The sequence below is a fragment of the Nostoc sp. DedQUE04 genome, from assembly GCF_034530995.1.
GTDB lineage: Bacteria > Cyanobacteriota > Cyanobacteriia > Cyanobacteriales > Nostocaceae > Nostoc.
This window is the reverse complement of sequence record NZ_JAVRCA010000062.1, coordinates 1-15,875: the sequence shown is the minus strand read 5'-3', so window position 1 is coordinate 15,875 and position 15,875 is coordinate 1. Positions and strand designations below refer to the sequence as shown.

Annotated in this window: 12 protein-coding genes; 9 read left to right on the top strand and 3 right to left on the bottom strand. The window is 42.4% G+C overall.

Annotation, left to right across the window (positions count from 1 at the left end):
* The first annotated feature begins 63 nt into the window (after nt 1-63).
* From RM049_RS30670 to RM049_RS30650, 5 genes are all read left to right on the top strand, one after another.
* Nucleotides 64-2,856, top strand: a complete 2,793-nt coding sequence (locus RM049_RS30670) for a response regulator (RefSeq protein ID WP_322706848.1) — start codon at nt 64-66, stop codon at nt 2,854-2,856.
* A gap of 251 nt (nt 2,857-3,107) precedes the next feature.
* A complete protein-coding gene (locus tag RM049_RS30665) occupies nt 3,108-3,875 on the top strand; it encodes a class I SAM-dependent methyltransferase (protein ID WP_322706847.1) in 768 nt (255 codons plus the stop codon).
* 455 nt (nt 3,876-4,330) lie between these two features.
* On the top strand, nt 4,331-5,416 hold the full coding sequence (locus tag RM049_RS30660; RefSeq protein WP_322686159.1) for an ABC exporter membrane fusion protein: 1,086 nt from the start codon (nt 4,331-4,333) through the stop codon (nt 5,414-5,416).
* Complete coding sequence (locus tag RM049_RS30655) at nt 5,413-6,621, top strand: FtsX-like permease family protein (protein WP_322706846.1); 1,209 nt, start codon at nt 5,413-5,415, stop codon at nt 6,619-6,621. Before RM049_RS30660 ends, RM049_RS30655 begins: the two co-directional genes overlap by 4 nt.
* A gap of 26 nt (nt 6,622-6,647) precedes the next feature.
* Nucleotides 6,648-7,784 carry an ATP-binding cassette domain-containing protein gene (locus RM049_RS30650; RefSeq protein ID WP_322706845.1) on the top strand — a complete coding sequence of 379 codons (1,137 nt, stop codon included), beginning with the start codon at nt 6,648-6,650 and terminating at the stop codon, nt 7,782-7,784.
* 41 nt (nt 7,785-7,825) lie between these two features.
* Here the strand turns inward: RM049_RS30650 and RM049_RS30645 are convergent, their stop codons facing one another.
* On the bottom strand, nt 7,826-8,791 hold the full coding sequence (locus tag RM049_RS30645; RefSeq protein ID WP_322706844.1) for a class I SAM-dependent methyltransferase: 966 nt from the start codon (nt 8,789-8,791) through the stop codon (nt 7,826-7,828).
* A 368-nt stretch (nt 8,792-9,159) separates the two neighbouring features.
* Here RM049_RS30645 and RM049_RS30640 point away from each other — a divergent pair, with 368 nt between their 5' ends.
* Together RM049_RS30640 and RM049_RS30635 are read left to right on the top strand one after the other, a co-directional pair.
* A complete protein-coding gene (locus RM049_RS30640; protein WP_322706843.1) occupies nt 9,160-9,858 on the top strand; it encodes a glutathione binding-like protein in 699 nt (232 codons plus the stop codon).
* Nucleotides 9,859-9,929: 71 nt separating this feature from the next.
* Complete coding sequence (locus RM049_RS30635) at nt 9,930-10,490, top strand: GNAT family protein (protein WP_322706842.1); 561 nt, start codon at nt 9,930-9,932, stop codon at nt 10,488-10,490.
* A 30-nt stretch (nt 10,491-10,520) separates the two neighbouring features.
* On the opposite strand, the gene RM049_RS30630 is transcribed toward RM049_RS30635, so the two are convergent.
* Together RM049_RS30630 and RM049_RS30625 are read right to left on the bottom strand one after the other, a co-directional pair.
* Nucleotides 10,521-11,873 (bottom strand): cytochrome P450, encoded by a 1,353-nt coding sequence (locus tag RM049_RS30630; RefSeq protein ID WP_322706841.1) that lies wholly within the window; start codon nt 11,871-11,873, stop codon nt 10,521-10,523.
* 109 nt (nt 11,874-11,982) lie between these two features.
* A complete protein-coding gene (locus tag RM049_RS30625; RefSeq protein WP_322671675.1) occupies nt 11,983-12,879 on the bottom strand; it encodes an AraC family transcriptional regulator in 897 nt (298 codons plus the stop codon).
* Between the two features lie 204 nt (nt 12,880-13,083).
* Here RM049_RS30625 and RM049_RS30620 point away from each other — a divergent pair, with 204 nt between their 5' ends.
* Nucleotides 13,084-14,388 (top strand): O-acetylhomoserine aminocarboxypropyltransferase/cysteine synthase, encoded by a 1,305-nt coding sequence (locus tag RM049_RS30620; RefSeq protein WP_322699229.1) that lies wholly within the window; start codon nt 13,084-13,086, stop codon nt 14,386-14,388.
* 248 nt (nt 14,389-14,636) lie between these two features.
* Nucleotides 14,637-15,716 carry a homoserine O-acetyltransferase MetX gene (gene metX, locus RM049_RS30615; RefSeq protein ID WP_322706840.1) on the top strand — a complete coding sequence of 360 codons (1,080 nt, stop codon included), beginning with the start codon at nt 14,637-14,639 and terminating at the stop codon, nt 15,714-15,716.
* Nucleotides 15,717-15,875: the final 159 nt, after the last annotated feature.

Genomic DNA, 15,875 nt, shown 5'->3' with positions numbered 1-15,875 from the left:
CTGTTTGAACATTTTTTGGACTTTCTTCTCACTGCTATCCTTACGTAAATATAATGAAATTAAATGTTACGTATTCTTCTAATTGATGATAATTTGAACGATCGCCTACTGGCGATTCATGTACTAGAGCAAGAGTTTTTTGACCTCCAGTTTCACGAAATTGTTCAAGCAAAAGACTTGGAAGAAGCACTGGAGAAAGGACAGTTTGATTTAGTAATAACGGACTATCAATTACGCTGGAGTGATGGCTTAACCGCGATTCGGGCAATTAAAAACCGTTATCCTGATTGCCCAGTAATAATGTTTACTAGTAGTGGTACTCAGGAAGTTGCCGTTGAGGCGATGAAATCGGGATTGGAAGATTACATCATTAAGTCTCCTAAGCACTATGTTCGATTACCCGCAGCAGTCCGCCGAGCAATAGAGCGGACTGAAGCTCAACGTAAAGCAGTCAGGCTAGAATCACGCTTTCAAACTTTGCTGAATAATTTAAATGTAGGAATTTATCGCTTAACGGCAGATGGTATTTTACTCGAAGGTAATCCGGCATTTCTGCGGCTGTTAGGTTTAAATTCTCTAACTGAAATTCCAGCAAGTCAAACCCTTGAGCCTTATTTCCAACCATTGGACTATGCCCAAGTTCTCAACCAATTAAAGCAAAATAGCGAAATCCGCGATCGCGAAATGCAATTGCGACGAGCGAATGGTAGTTTAATTTGGGTGCGAATTAGTACAACTTTTACCCAAGTAGATGGTACAACCGTTATTGACGGCTTAATAGAGGATATTAGCGAGCGTAAACAGGCACAAAAAGCTCTACACCAGAGTGAGGAACGCGCACAGCTTGCCATTAACATCAGTCGGCTTGGGACTTGGCATTATGACCCCAGTACGAACCTCGTCGAGTTTGACAAGCGGATGCGCGAGATTTGGGGCGAACCGGATGACACCGCGCTTATCCCTTTGCCGATGGTAATAGAGCGCATCCACCCAGACGATCGTGAGCGTGTAGTCAACACCATCAGCAATGCGCTCGACCCGATGTCGTCAGGTACTTATGAAATTGACTATCGGATCGTGTGGAAGGATGGAACTGAGCGGTGGCTATTCGCTAATGGGCAGGTGCAATTAGAGGGAGAGGGAGTATCCAAGCAAGCGGTTGGGTTCCTGGGAACCGCACTCGACATCACCGAACGCAAACGAGCAGAGGAACGGCTGCATCTGCTGTATGAAACGACCAGCGATTTACTGGCCACAGAACATCCCATGTTGTTGATGAATAACTTATTTAACAAGCTCTCAGCCCAGCTAGAGTTACATCATTACTACAACTACATGGTTGAGGAAAAAGACAACCAGCTAATGCTGCATCTGAACAACTATGAAGGGATCTCTGAGGCAACAGCTCAATCGCTGGAATGGATTGAATTTGGTCAAAATCTTTGCGGACTGGTGGCACAAGAGCGGCAGCAAATTGTCCTCGATCGCTCGCAAATCTTCACGCATCCCAACGCGCAGCTTGTCAACTCAATCGGCATTACGGCTTTTGCTGGACAACCGTTGATTGTACAGGGACGGTTACTGGGGACGCTCTCCTTTGGCAGCCGCACCCGTACCTACTTTACTTCCGAAGAAATCGATCTGCTGCAATCCACTTGCGAGCAGATGGCGATCGCTATTGAGCGGGCAAATCTGCTGGCTTCAATTCAGCAACAAGCTCAACAATTGCAACAAGCTAACCGAATTAAAGATGAGTTTCTGGCAGTATTATCCCATGAGTTGCGATCGCCCCTTAATCCAATTCTGGGTTGGTCTAAGTTGCTCCAAACCTGTAAGCTTGACGAAGCCAAGACCGCTCATGCCCTGAGTGCGATCGAACGCAATGCCAAGTTGCAGTCCGAACTGATTGAAGACTTGCTGGATGTCTCCCGAATTCTGCAAGGCAAACTTAGCCTGAATGTTTGCCCAGTGGATCTAGTATCGATCGTTCAAGCTGCAATGGAAACTGTACAGTTGGCTGCTGAAAGCAAGTCTATTCAAATTCAGGTGAGGCTTGAACCAAATGTAGGGCAAGTTTTGGGCGATCCAAATAGGTTACAGCAAGTGATTTGGAATCTCCTGTCGAACGCGATTAAGTTCACTGATGTCGAGGGACGAGTGGATATCCAACTCAAGCAAGTTAGCTCTTTTGCCGAAGTCACTGTTATCGACACAGGTCAAGGGATTCACCCTGACTTCCTCCCTTATGTGTTTGAATACTTCCGCCAAGCAGATGGTGCTACAACCAGAAAGTTTGGTGGACTGGGATTAGGGTTGGCGATCGTCCGTCACTTAGTTGAGTTGCATGGCGGAACTGTTCGGGTAGAAAGTGCAGGTGAAGGTCAGGGGACAACCTTTACTGTAAGACTTCCGCTCATGGCAACTCCATCCCAGAAGAACGCGGACAGTAAACCGTCTGAGCCATCCTTAAATTTGCATGGCATCAAAGTTTTGGTGGTAGATGATAACACAGATACACGGGAGTTTATTGCTTTCATGCTAGAGATGTATGGAGCAAATGTAACAACTGTCACCTCAGCCGTTGAAGCTCTCGCTACTTTAACCAAGTACAGAGCAGACGTGCTACTTAGCGATATTGGGATGCCAGAAATGGATGGCTATATGCTGGTACGCCAGCTGAGAGCCTTGCCGTACCAACAGGGCGGGAAGATTCCAGCGATCGCCTTAACAGCATTTGCTGGAGAAATTAACTATCAAAAGGCTATAGAGGCAGGTTTTCAACGGCATGTTCCGAAGCCTATCGAGCCAGTAAAGCTGGTTGAGACGATTACCGATTTGGTTAAACAGAGCCAGTAAGGGGGGTAGGGGGCAGGGGGAGAAATAAAAGCTTAACCCAAGCGTATTGGATCTACAATAGACCTCTTGTAAAAATGTATTTTTGCAAGACAGGGAAAAGGTTAAAGGTTAAAGGGAAAGGATTTTGAGTTTCTTTACCCTTTTCCCCTTTGCCTTTACCCCGACTTTTGCAAGGACATGGAAAATAGAACTACATCCGTGGGTAGAGAACTTCTAGCCTAGACAATTGTTACAAAAATAGTTTTGTAGGTATGAAAATTGATTTTGGTGCAACTGCTACTGATTATGCAAAACACCGCGCTGGGTTTCCTAGTTTATTATTCAACAAATTGTCTGAATATGGTATAGGTTTACCAGGGCAGAATATTGTTGACCTTGGTACGGGAACAGGGACACTAGCGCGGGGGTTTGCTGATAGAGGTGCTTATGTAATTGGCCTAGATCCATCAGCCTCACTTTTAGAACAAGCCAGACTGTTAAGCGAAGCTTTGCAACTTAAAGTAGATTATCGAGTTGCAAGTGCCGAGAATACCGAGTTACCAAACGCCAGTGCAGATGTAGTGACAGCTGGACAGTGTTGGCATTGGTTTGATCGTCCGCGTGCTGTCAAGGAAATTACTCGCATATTGAGAGTAAATGGCTTACTGGCGATCGCACATTTTGATTGGATACCCTTAAAAGGTAATGTAGTTCACGCAACGGAACAACTGATCCAGGCTCATAATCCCGCGTGGAATTTGGGCGGCGGTAATGGTTTGTATCCCCTGTGGTTACAGGATATTGGCGAAGGAGGATTCCGAGAAATCCGCACATTTTCTTACGATGTATTTGTATCTTATACACACGAAGCTTGGCGGGGGCGAATTCGTGCTAGTGCTGGCGTGGGAGCCAGCTTAACACCAGAAAAAGTAGAAATATTTGACCAAGAATTGGCGACATTACTCGAAACAAAATATCCGACACCAATTCTTCAAGTTCACCATAGAGTTTGGGCAGCGATCGCCAAATCACCGCTATGAAAAAGTATATATAGTTATAGATTTATTAACAATTGCTTCACAATGGGATCTTAAAACCATTCGGTTAGCTTGTTTTTCAAGGGGAGATACCCCCAACCATTGGTGTCAACTTAAGGTGAAACCCTTATAAAGGCTTGGGCTTGATATTAGACTTTTTGCAAAAGTCCCTTACACCCCACCCCCAACCCCTCCCCGCTAGCGGGGAGGGGAGCGTTTGCGTTAGCAAATGCGGGGTGGGGTTCTTTGCGTTTAATAAGCAATCAAGCGGACACGATCTGACTCAGTTTCTTGCAAAAGTCAGTATATAGCGATTGGCAGTAAAAATGGGAACAATATATATTGTAAGGATAAAAACTTTACCAGATAATTTATGCTTTGATTTCTTACTTTATCAAGGTGAAGTTGACTTATATTCTATATCTAACAATAGTTTTATACTCCAAGCAGGAAGAACTATGACACATTTATTTACTCGGAATGACAATAGTAGAAATACTATATTAACCGTATTTTTAACTACAGTATTTTATGGTGGAATCGCACTTAGTGGAGCGATCGCATATCGGATGATGGGGACGAGTGAAGCAGTTAAACCTCAGCCAGTGGTTGTAACTCCAGTGGTGCAAGCGGTGACGGCTTTGGGGCGTGTGGAACCTGAAGGAGAAGTAATTCAAGTGTTTCCGCCTTCTTCAACGGAATCAGCCCGCATTCAACAGCTACGCGTGCAGCAAGGGGATTGGGTGAAGGCAGGGCAAGTGCTTGCGGTGTTGGATAATTATACTCGTCGTCTGGCAACTGTGAATATGGCGCTAGAAGAGGTGAGAGTAGCCCAAGCGCGATTAATGCAGGTACGAGCTGGGGCGAAACAGGGAGATTTACAAGCTCAACAAGCGGCGATCGCTCGTTTGGAAGCGGAATTGAAAAATGCTCAGATGGAGGAGTCACGGTATCGCAGTTTGTACCATGAGGGAGCGGTTTCGGCTTCCCAGTACGATAGCAAACGCTTGGGGATGGAAGCGGCACAACGACAGGTGAATCAAGCTCGTGCTTCTTTGAATAGTTTGGCAGAAGTGCGTCCAGTAGATGTGCAGTTGTCTCAGGCAGAAGTGAAACACGCAAAGGCAAAGGTGATGCAGGCTCAGGCGGAATTAGCCTTGAGTGTGGTGCGATCGCCCCGAACTGGACAAATCATTAAGGTGCAAACCTCTCCCGGTGAAATGGTAGGGACGAAAGGCATCGTGAGTTTAGGTAATACGATGCAAATGGTGGTAGTAGCAGAGGTTTACGAAACAGATATCCCTAAAATACATCTAGGCCAAACAGCAACGATTACCAGTCCCAGCCTCACTAAACCGCTCTTTGGAAAAGTATCTCAAGTGGGTTTAGAAATTGGTAAACGCGATGTTTTAGATACAGATGCCGCAACAGATGTGGATGCTCATGTGGTAGAAGTAAAAATTCTCCTGAATCGGGAAAATAGCCGTGTTGTAGCAGGAATGACAAATCTCAAAGTTGATGTATCAATAGGACTTAAAGAATGATTCGACGTTTTGTAATTGAAATTCAAAAAATTCCCATTGCTTGGTTGCAATTGAGATATCAACGCAATCAAACTATAGCGGGAATTGTAGGAATTTTTTGCATTACATTTCTCATTTTTATGCAGCTTGGGCTGAGAAATGCCTTTTTAGAAGGAGCGTTGCAATTACCTTTGAATTTTAATGCAGATATTGTTTTAGTTAGCTCTCTCTCTTCAACTGTATTGCAACCAGTAACGTTTTCCTCCAGACCTTTATATCAAGCACTAGCGTTAAAGAACGTTGAATCTGTCGCACCACTTTATATTACTTCAACCCAATGGTACGACAGAAATCAATCTCTTTATCGTATTAGAGTGAATGTTATAGGCATTCCTTCTAATATACAAACACTAAATCTTCCCGGACTTAAAGAGAATCTTGAAAAACTAAACAAGCAAAAATTCGCTTTATTTGACCGTAATGCCAGAAATGAATTTAGTCCCATCATTACTGAATTTAACGAAACAGGAAAATCATCGGCAGAAGTTTTAGCAGGAGCTAATGGATCGTTGCAACAACTTAGAGTTGTTGGACTTTTTGAGTTAGGGGTTAATAATGCTTATGATGCTAGTTTTATTATCAATCCAACAACTTTTAGTCAATTATTTGGGCGGAGCCTGACAAAAATAGATGCTGGCTTAATTAAATTAAAACCAAATGCTAATTCAGATACCAATATAGAGCAAACTGTTGAGCAATTAAGAAAATATCTTCCGGCAAACATTAAAATATTTTCTAAATCAGAATTAATCGCCAGAGAAAAAGTATTTCATGAAAGCAACTCACCGATGGGTTTTATCTTTCGGTTTATTTTGATTATTGCTATTATTATTAGTATTTTTATTTTATACCAAATACTTTATGTAAAGGTTACGCATAATCTTGCCAATTATGCAACGTTAAAGGCTTTGGGTTTGAACCACAATTCTTTAGTTTCTATAGTTTTTCAAGAGGCAATATTTTTGGTTATTGCCGGATATATCCCAGGTGCAATAATATCATGCTTGGCTTATGATTATCTAGTTAAAACTACAAAAATATTTATCCAAATGACTGTAGAATCAGGATTATTTGTTTTAGGATTAGTCTGCATGATTTGCATAATATCAGCAGGACTTTCCTTACTAAAGGTTAAAGATGCAGATCCAGTGGATGTTTTTAAGTAAATTTAATTCCTTAATTTTATAGGTTTATGAATCAGGTTATAGCCATTAAAAGGCTGAATCATTATTACCGGGAAGGCAGAAGTCAAAGACAAATCTTATTTGGAATCGATCTGGATATTTACCCAAAAGAAGTTGTTATTTTAACTGGAGCATCTGGTTCTGGGAAAACAACGTTACTATCTCTAATTGGCTGTATGCGCTCTGTTCAAGAAGGCAGTCTCAAAGTCTTAGATCGTGAATTGAAGGGAGCCAACGAAATCCAGCGAATGCAAATACGGCGAGGAATCGGCTATGTTTTTCAGCATTTTAACTTACTGGATTTTATGACTGTCCAGCAGAATGTGATGGTTTCGCTGGAACTACAGGATGATTTCACGCCTCAAAAAGCAAAAAGCCAAAGTTCGCAAATTCTGAAAGCGGTGGGGCTAGGGCAGCACTTGAATGCTTACCCAAGGGATCTCTCTGGCGGGCAAAAACAACGTGTGGCGATCGCCCGCGCCCTCGTTCACCGTCCTCGATTACTTCTGGCCGACGAGCCTACATCCGCTTTAGATCGGCAAACAGGGCAAGAAGTCACCGAACTAATGACCACACTGGCGAAAGAACAAGGAAGTGCGGTTTTGATTGTTACCCATGACAGTCGGATCTTTGGCGCTAGCGATCGCATTGTGCGTATGGAAGATGGCAAACTTGATGTGGACTATGAGGGTCAGGTATCTGTTACTTTACCAACCTTAACGGATAAGCAATTAGTTAAGTTGATTCCCAAGCTAAAAATGTTGACTTTCCAGCCCGGTGAAATTGTTATCCGCCAGGGTGATGTGGCTGATAGATTCTATATCTTGATTGAAGGAGAGGTAGAAATCATTCAAGAGTTTTCAGGTTCAGAATCAAAATTATTAAAAATATTGGGCCCTAATAACTGTTTTGGTGAAATAGGATTACTCCAGCGAAGCAAGCGCACAGCAACAGTACGTGCGGCAAATGACGCAGCAATCAAAGTTATTGCCATTGAGCGTTCTGATTTCTTTGAAATGGTTGTCAATTCAAAAATGACTCATGCACTTTTAGACTACCAGGCAATACAATTGCTCCATCAAGACGAGCAACTGAGGCATGATGAATCGAAGCTCTATGTTTCATCTACAGAAAGCCATGACTAGCAACACATAGACAGTTGCTAGTCATGGCTGATAATACAAAGCTAGTTGCCCTTGATAGGTTTGATTCTGGCGATCGCTAGTAGTAACATTTTTGGCAGCCAGAAAAGATAACAATATATTTGTTTTGCCTGACTATAAAGCGAGAATAACTTTCTTTCACTCAATAAAGTAAATGGTCGAACTGCTCTGAGAATTTCTGCAAATTTATCTTCCGTCGCAGATTCAACTGAACCACTTACAAAATAACCTTGTAAATGTGGAGGTAAGCGCCAGTTAATATTAGGATCTGGCTGATGTATTACAGGCTCAACATTTCCCCGCCATGCAACTCCCATAATTTGCATAGTTTGATACACCATTGTGTTCCACCCTTTCTCTTTAAAATAGTCCAAGCCTTGGCCTACATCAGGAGAAGCCAAATCGTGAAATAAAACTAAAGCATCTGCTTCTGCAAATTGTTCGCAAATAATTGCATCATTGAGCGGAGCTGGTGCTTCGTGATTACCATCTATAAATATCAATGACCATTTTCGTTGAAATTTATTTGCTATCTCTTCTACTTTTTGAGGGCTAGATCCTGGTATGAGATTTACAGATTCCTTAACGCCTGCTGATTTTAGTGACTCTGTAACGCTTTCATTAAATAATTGTTCAGATAGCATCGGATCGATTACATCTAACTCTACTCCTCCTAGAGCCAAATGACAAGCTGACCAACCCATCCAGCAACCTATTTCTAAAGCTTTTTTTCCTCGAAATTTTAAGGCTGTATTATATAGAATATGAGCTTCATCTCTGCTGACAAAACCTACCTTTTGCCGTCGCTTATCCACATACCAGTTATGAGTAATATCCCGCCGCAAGTAAAGCCAAAAAGAATCATATTTATTTCCCAAAGTTATATTGGGAAAATATGAATCTGCCTGAATAGTGGAAAATCCTGACGAAACATAATCTCCTTTTGGCAATAAGTTTGCTTTAATCACGCTTACTGTTTTTTCACTCATAAGTTACTCTCTAAGTATTTGAAATTCTAGGTTTTGGGGTGACAATGCAACTTCACCAACTTCTCGAAAAGCGTCATCGTCTCTACAGATGAACTAGTTAATTTTTTTAAGCATTACGTCTTTTTTTGTAATGCAAAATCATTAATAGCCCAGCAAAATAGTCCAGTATGGGGCTATAGCTCCATTCTGAAAGCGATTTTCCATCTTACCTCTAGGACAATACTTTTGGGTATAAAGTGCTAAAATGCTGACTGTATATACATTTTTGCAGCTTTCGCCCTCTTATTTTCAGGTTTTGTGAGAAATCCGAAAAAGCTGTCTGCACTATTGGCTTAAAAAACAATCGCACAATTTTAGGGAAGATAACCATGATTGAGCTTTATTATTGGACAACCCCAAACGGTCATAAAATCACAATTTTTTTGGAAGAAGTTGGCTTACCTTATACCATAATTCCTGTGAATATTGGGGCTGGAGATCAATTTAAGCCGGAATTTTTAAAGATTTCTCCTAACAATCGGATGCCTGCGATCGTTGACCATGAACCAGCAGATGGAGGTGCGCCAATTTCGGTATTTGAGTCTGGGGCAATCTTGCTATATTTGGCAGAAAAAACCGGGAAATTAATCCCCCAAGATTTACGCGATCGCACTAAAGTTTTAGAATGGTTGTTCTGGCAAATGGGAGGACTGGGGCCAATGGCGGGACAAAATCATCACTTTAGCGCCTATGCTCCTGAAAAGATTGAATATGCGATTAACCGCTACGTGAATGAGACGGGACGCTTATATGGAGTGCTGAATAAGCAACTAGCAGATAGAGAATTTGTGGCTGGCGATTATTCCATTGCCGATATTGCTGCCTATCCCTGGATTGTGCCCCATGAGCGCCAAAGTCAAAACCTAGAAGATTTTCCTCATCTCAAGTGCTGGTTTGAGGCAATTAAAGCCCGTCCGGCAACAATTCGCGCCTACGAGAAAGCAGAAGCATTGCAAACTCAGCCGCTCGATCCAGATAAGTCACGAGATTTGTTATTTAACCAGTCGGCAAAGACTATTCAACCTTGAGCCTAATGAAATTGTCTTGTTACTGTGGCGATCGCTAAGTTAGTTCTAACCCCAGATCGCCAGTTGCAACTATGAGCAAAGATTTCTTACCATCTTCCTTTCCTCAATTAGAAACAGAAAGGCTTCTTCTTCGTGAGATAAGCTTGCAGGATGCTGAGGCTACCTTTGCTGTCCTCTCCGATCCAAGCGTGACTCAGTTTCACTATGTTGATATCTTCACTTCTATTAAAGAAGCCATCGCTCTCATTGAACATAGAGCCAAGCGGTTTGAGCAAGGAGATGGAATTCGCTGGGGAATTATCCATAAGCAAGACAATGTTTTGATTGGTTCTTGTGGGTTCCAGGTAAACCCACAAGAACACGCAGCTGAAGTCGGTTATGAGCTTGCCAGTACTTTTTGGAGACAAGGTATCATGACTGAGGCAGTAGATACTATCTTGCAATTTGGGTTTGAGAAAATGGGTTTGCGTTTCGTTGTTGCCCAAGTCATGCTGGAAAATATCGCTTCTAAAAAGTTGCTAGAAAAGTTAGGTTTTCACAGTCAGGGTGTACAGAAACAGTATGCCTTCTTCAAAGGGCAATATCACGATCTGGAGCAATTTTTGCTTAAAAATAAAAAACTGAGTGAGTAGGTTAACAACGGATACAGGCTGATGTTTAGTTTAGTTTTTTAGATTGGGGTTGCTGATTTGCGCCTGTAATTTTCCTTCTATTTGAAAAGGTAGTTGATGATAGTTGTTAGATTCATATTCTGGTGTCACTTTCCAATCATATCGTTGTAGCAATGTTGCCAAAAAAATCTTCATTTCCATCTTGGCAAACTCTATTCCAATGCATATATGTTCGCCACCACCAAAACCAATTAAAGCAAAGGAGTCTTTTTTATCTTCTTCGCGGGGAGGGGCAAAGCGCTCTGGATCAAAACTTTCTGGGTTAGTATAAATCTCGCTCATGCGATGCGTTAATCCTTGAGCAACAATCACCACCCAACCGGGAGGAATGCGATAACCTGCGTATTCAATTTCTTTTACAACTCCCCGAAACAGCACTACACCTGCGGGATTGTAAAGTCGTTCTATTTCCTTAAAAAAATAAGTCATTTGATTAAGTTGCTTAAGGTGTCCCAAGTTCAAAGGTTCATCTTTGACAACTTCTGTAAGTTCTTGGCGGAGTTTATCACGCCATTGCGGACGCGCTGCCAATTCAACCATTGCCCAAGTTAAGAATGTAGCAGTAGTGAAATGTGCTGCATTTAATAAGTGTATCAGTTCGTCTACGATCTGCGACTGGGCTAAAGCATTTCCCTCTTCATCTAATGCCGCCAAAAACAATCCTAATACATCACAAGACTCTTCTAAGTTGCCTTGAAGTTTACGTTCGTTGATAATTTTTTGTAAGAAAGCTTTCAACTGACGACGAGCATTTTGCGAACGACCATATTTTGTGAATGGTATATCTAACCGTAATAGCGCCAATGCTCCCTGTGTCAAAGTATTATACAACTGTTCGACTTGCTCAACTTCGCTTTGTAATCGAACACCTAATAATAGCCGAATTCCAATTCTTAATGCTAACTGATTAAATTCATTCTTGAGCGAAATTGGGCTGCTTTCCATCCAGTTTTCTAGGCACTTGTTAACTTCAGTTTGCATGATGTCAAAATAGTTAGCAATGGCTTTTCCATGAAACGCTGGAGCCATTAAGCGACGAGTCCGGCGATGTTCTTCGCCATCCTGAAGCATCATAGGTCGCCCGAAAATATGCTCCATAGCCACCTTCCATCCTAAGTAGGAAGATACATGATTGGCTTGTTCTTGCAAAATTAGTCGATTTGCTTCCGTCCCTACCAAAACTGCATATTTTTTTCCTAAAATGCTGGTTTTAAAAATGGGGCCGTAGCGTTGGTAGTTCTTCGTAAACCCCCATCCTTGAGTAGCAAATAATCTGAGAGTTTCACCTAAAATAGGTAGCCCAAAGCTACCGGGCATTTCCTCGGCTGATTTTAGTTGTGTCATTTTTTTAGACTATAGGACTTAAAGTGTGGTGATAACTATTGAGTCTAACTTTCACAAGATCGTGCCGTCTCACGTTATCTTCCGAAAACTAGCGTTATCTTCCGAAAAATCAGTGTAGCTTCTTAAATGCTTGAGGAGTGATGCCGATATATTTGCGAAAAACCTTGGTGAAATGACTTTGACTTTGAAATCCTACTAGTTGGGAGACTTGTATAACTGATAGTTCTCGTTTTACAAGTAAATATTTTGCTCTTTCAACTCGGCATTGAGTGACATATTGATGGGGTGCTATTCCCATTGATTGCTTAAACAAGCTAGCAAAATAATGCGGACTTATCTGTGCGATCGCAGCAATTTCTGCAAGTGATAAGTTTTGGTCTAAGTTATCGTTAATATAAGCGATCGCTTGTTTTAATTTATGTTTTGGTAATCCACCTGTGTATTCTCGAATGATAAATTTCTGCGTTGAGTAACGTTTCAATAAATGCACTGCCAGTAGATTTGCTGCTGACTCCATATACAGGGAACTATCAAATCCACTAGTTTCTATTTCGTGCTTAAGTGTCAGTCCAATTTGTTGAATCAATGGATCGTGCGTTTGCAGTTGTTGGACAATTTCAACGGTATCAGCATTTACTGATTCGTAGGCAACGCGAGTAATCATCGCTGGTTCAAGGCCAAAGTGAATAAACCCTAATTCCTGTTCAAATTGTACTGCTGGCGAAATTTGATCGGCAGGAAAAATCCCTACATCGGTTGCTGCATAAGATTTACTTTGCCAGTGTCCGTTAATTTTTAATTTTGCCTGAAACTCTCTACTGTAAATGGTAATAATGTGCTGAAAAGGCGATGTCTCAGGAAGTTGATAGTTTGACTGGCGATGATAGGCAAAATAAAAACCATTGCAACCTGTAACTGGGCTGGAAATAATTAAAGGTTTGGGAAGAAATTGTTTTAGTTTGTCTGGTTGGGCAGCATTAATTCTAAAAGGCTGATCTATTTGCATGACGACTCACACGCTTTTTTGTAAATATAAATTAAGAGGTGTTAATTCCCATTTTCTATTTTCCAACTTGTTGTGCTAGAGATGAGGAATCTTAGATGCAAACAGGTAAAATACGGTAAGCCCTCCAAATTACCGTTGATTTATCCAAAACAACGCTCAATTATTGTTACTTGTTTGTATAATTGGAAACTCAAATAACTGCTTATGTCAGAACAATATCGTTTTGAAACCCTGCAAGTTCATGCTGGACAAGAGCCTGCTCCTGGAACTAATGCTCGTGCTGTACCGATTTACCAAACGACTTCCTACGTTTTTGACGACACCGACCACGGAGCGCGGTTATTTGCTCTCCAGGAATTTGGTAACATTTACACCCGCATCATGAACCCGACGACGGATGTATTTGAAAAGCGGATTGCTGCGTTAGAAGGGGGTGTAGCAGCATTAGCAACCGCTAGTGGGCAAGCGGCGCAATTCTTGGCAATCAGTACCATCGCTCAGACTGGGGATAATATTGTTTCCACTAGTTTTCTGTATGGTGGGACATATAACCAGTTTAAAGTTTCCTTACCACGGTTAGGTATTAAAGTCAAGTTTGTTGAGGGAGATGACCCAGAAAGTTTTCGTCAGGCGATCGACGATCGCACCAAAGCCTTATATGTTGAAACCATTGGCAATCCTCAATTCAATATTCCCGACTTTGCCGCTTTAGCTCACATTGCCCACGAAAACGGCATTCCTTTAATTGTGGATAATACCTTCGGTGCTGGTGGTTATTTAGCTCGACCCATTGAGCATGGTGCAGACATAGTAGTAGAATCTGCAACTAAATGGATTGGTGGGCATGGTACTTCTATTGGTGGTGTAATTGTCGATTCGGGTAAATTTGATTGGGGTAACGGCAAATTTCCTGTATTTACTGAGCCAGCACCCGGCTATCGTGGGCTAAATTTTCAAGAAGTGTTTGGGCCTAGTGGAACATTTGGTAACATTGCCTTTATTATTCGCGCTAGAGTCGAGGGGTTACGAGATTTTGGCCCGTCCTTGAGTCCATTTAACGCCTTTCTGTTACTGCAAGGATTAGAAACTCTCTCTTTGCGTGTAGATCGTCATGCGAGCAATGCCCTAGAATTGGCTCGGTGGTTAGAACAGCAAGAGCAAGTATCTTGGGTTAATTATCCCGGACTTCCCAATCACCCGTATCATGAACGAGCGAAAAAATATCTTCGGCATGGCTTTGGGGGAGTTTTAAACTTTGGTATCAAAGGTGGACTAGAGGCGGGTAAAGCTTTTATTAATCATGTGAAATTAGCGAGTCATTTAGCAAATGTTGGTGATGCGAAAACCCTTGTTATTCATCCCGCTTCTACAACCCATCAACAGCTAAGTAATGACGAACAGCTTTCAGCAGGTGTGACACCCGATTTGGTGCGAGTATCAGTGGGAATTGAACATATCGACGACATCAAAGAAGATTTTGAGCAAGCATTCGGGCAAGTTAGGATTTAGTTTTTAATTGGGGATTGGGCATGGGGCATTGGGCATGGGGCATTGGGCATGGGGCATGGGGCATGGAGCATTGGGCATAAGAGGCAGAGGGGCGGGGTGCTGCTCTTGCTGAGGGGAAAACTCTTCTCCCTTGCTCCCTGCTCCCCTCCTCCCCTCCTCCCCTCCTCCCTGCTCCCTGCTCCCTGCTCCCCTGCTCCCCTGCTCCCCTGCCCCTCTGCCCCTCTGCTTCCCACTCCCCACTTCTAGTTATGATCTACTCAGACTTCATCTCACCGCAAACCCAGTTTTACCAGCTAACAATACCATTTCAATTAGAAGGCGGCGAAGTATTAATTGGGGTTCAGGTTGCTTATCGCACCTGGGGACAGTTAAATGCTCAAGGCGATAATGGGGTACTGATTTGTCATGCCTTAACTGGTTCTGCTGATGCTGATGATTGGTGGAAACCTTTATTTGGTTCAGAGAAAGCCTTTAATCCAGAACGCGACTTTATTGTATGCAGCAACATTTTGGGAAGTTGTTACGGCACAACTGGGCCAACTACTGTCAACCCCATAACGGGAAACCCTTATGGCGTATTCTTCCCTAAAATTACAATCCGAGATATGGTTTGCCTGCAAGTTGCGCTATTAGAATACCTGGGTGTTCAATCTCTGCGGTTAGTAATTGGTGGCTCGCTCGGTGGAATGCAAGCACTGGAGTGGGCGTTGTTATATCCAGAAAAGGTGAAAGCGATCGCACCCATTGCTGTTTCTGGCAGACATTCAGCTTGGTGTATTGGATTAAGTGAAGCCCAAAGACAGGCAATTTATGCCGATCCAAACTGGCAAGGAGGGAAGTATACTCTGGATGCGCCGCCAAACCAAGGACTAGCAGTAGCGCGGATGATGGCGATGTTTACTTACCGTTCTTGGGATAGTTTTACAAGCCGCTTTGGACGCGAGTATGATGCATCTGAGCAGTTTACTATAACCAGTTACTTACAGCATCAGGGTCAAAAGCTAACAGAACGATTTGATGCCAATACTTACATCACTCTCACCCATGCAATGGATCGCCACGATATTGCACGCGATCGCACCAGTCCTGATTTGTCAGATTATGAATCTATTCTGCAAAGCATCCAGCAACCAACTTTAGTTGTCGGCATTGATTCTGACATCCTCTATCCTCCAGTCGAACAACAAGAATTGGCAAATTTAATCCCTAATGCTCAACTGGCGTGGCTGAATTCAACCCACGGACATGATGCATTTTTAATTGATATGGCTGCATTGAATCAACTGCTGATCTCTTTTCGGCAAAGTTTAGATTTCTCAGCCTCCTAACTCGATAATCTGATTTTGTCGTTTTGTAGGGTGTGTTATCGCGTCAGCGTAACGCACGTTAGAGATTTGAGAGTTAGGAATAATATCATGTCCGCTTGATTACTTATTACAGCTATTTTCAGGTAATTGAACCACAAACTAAGTTAGACTGAAGAAATA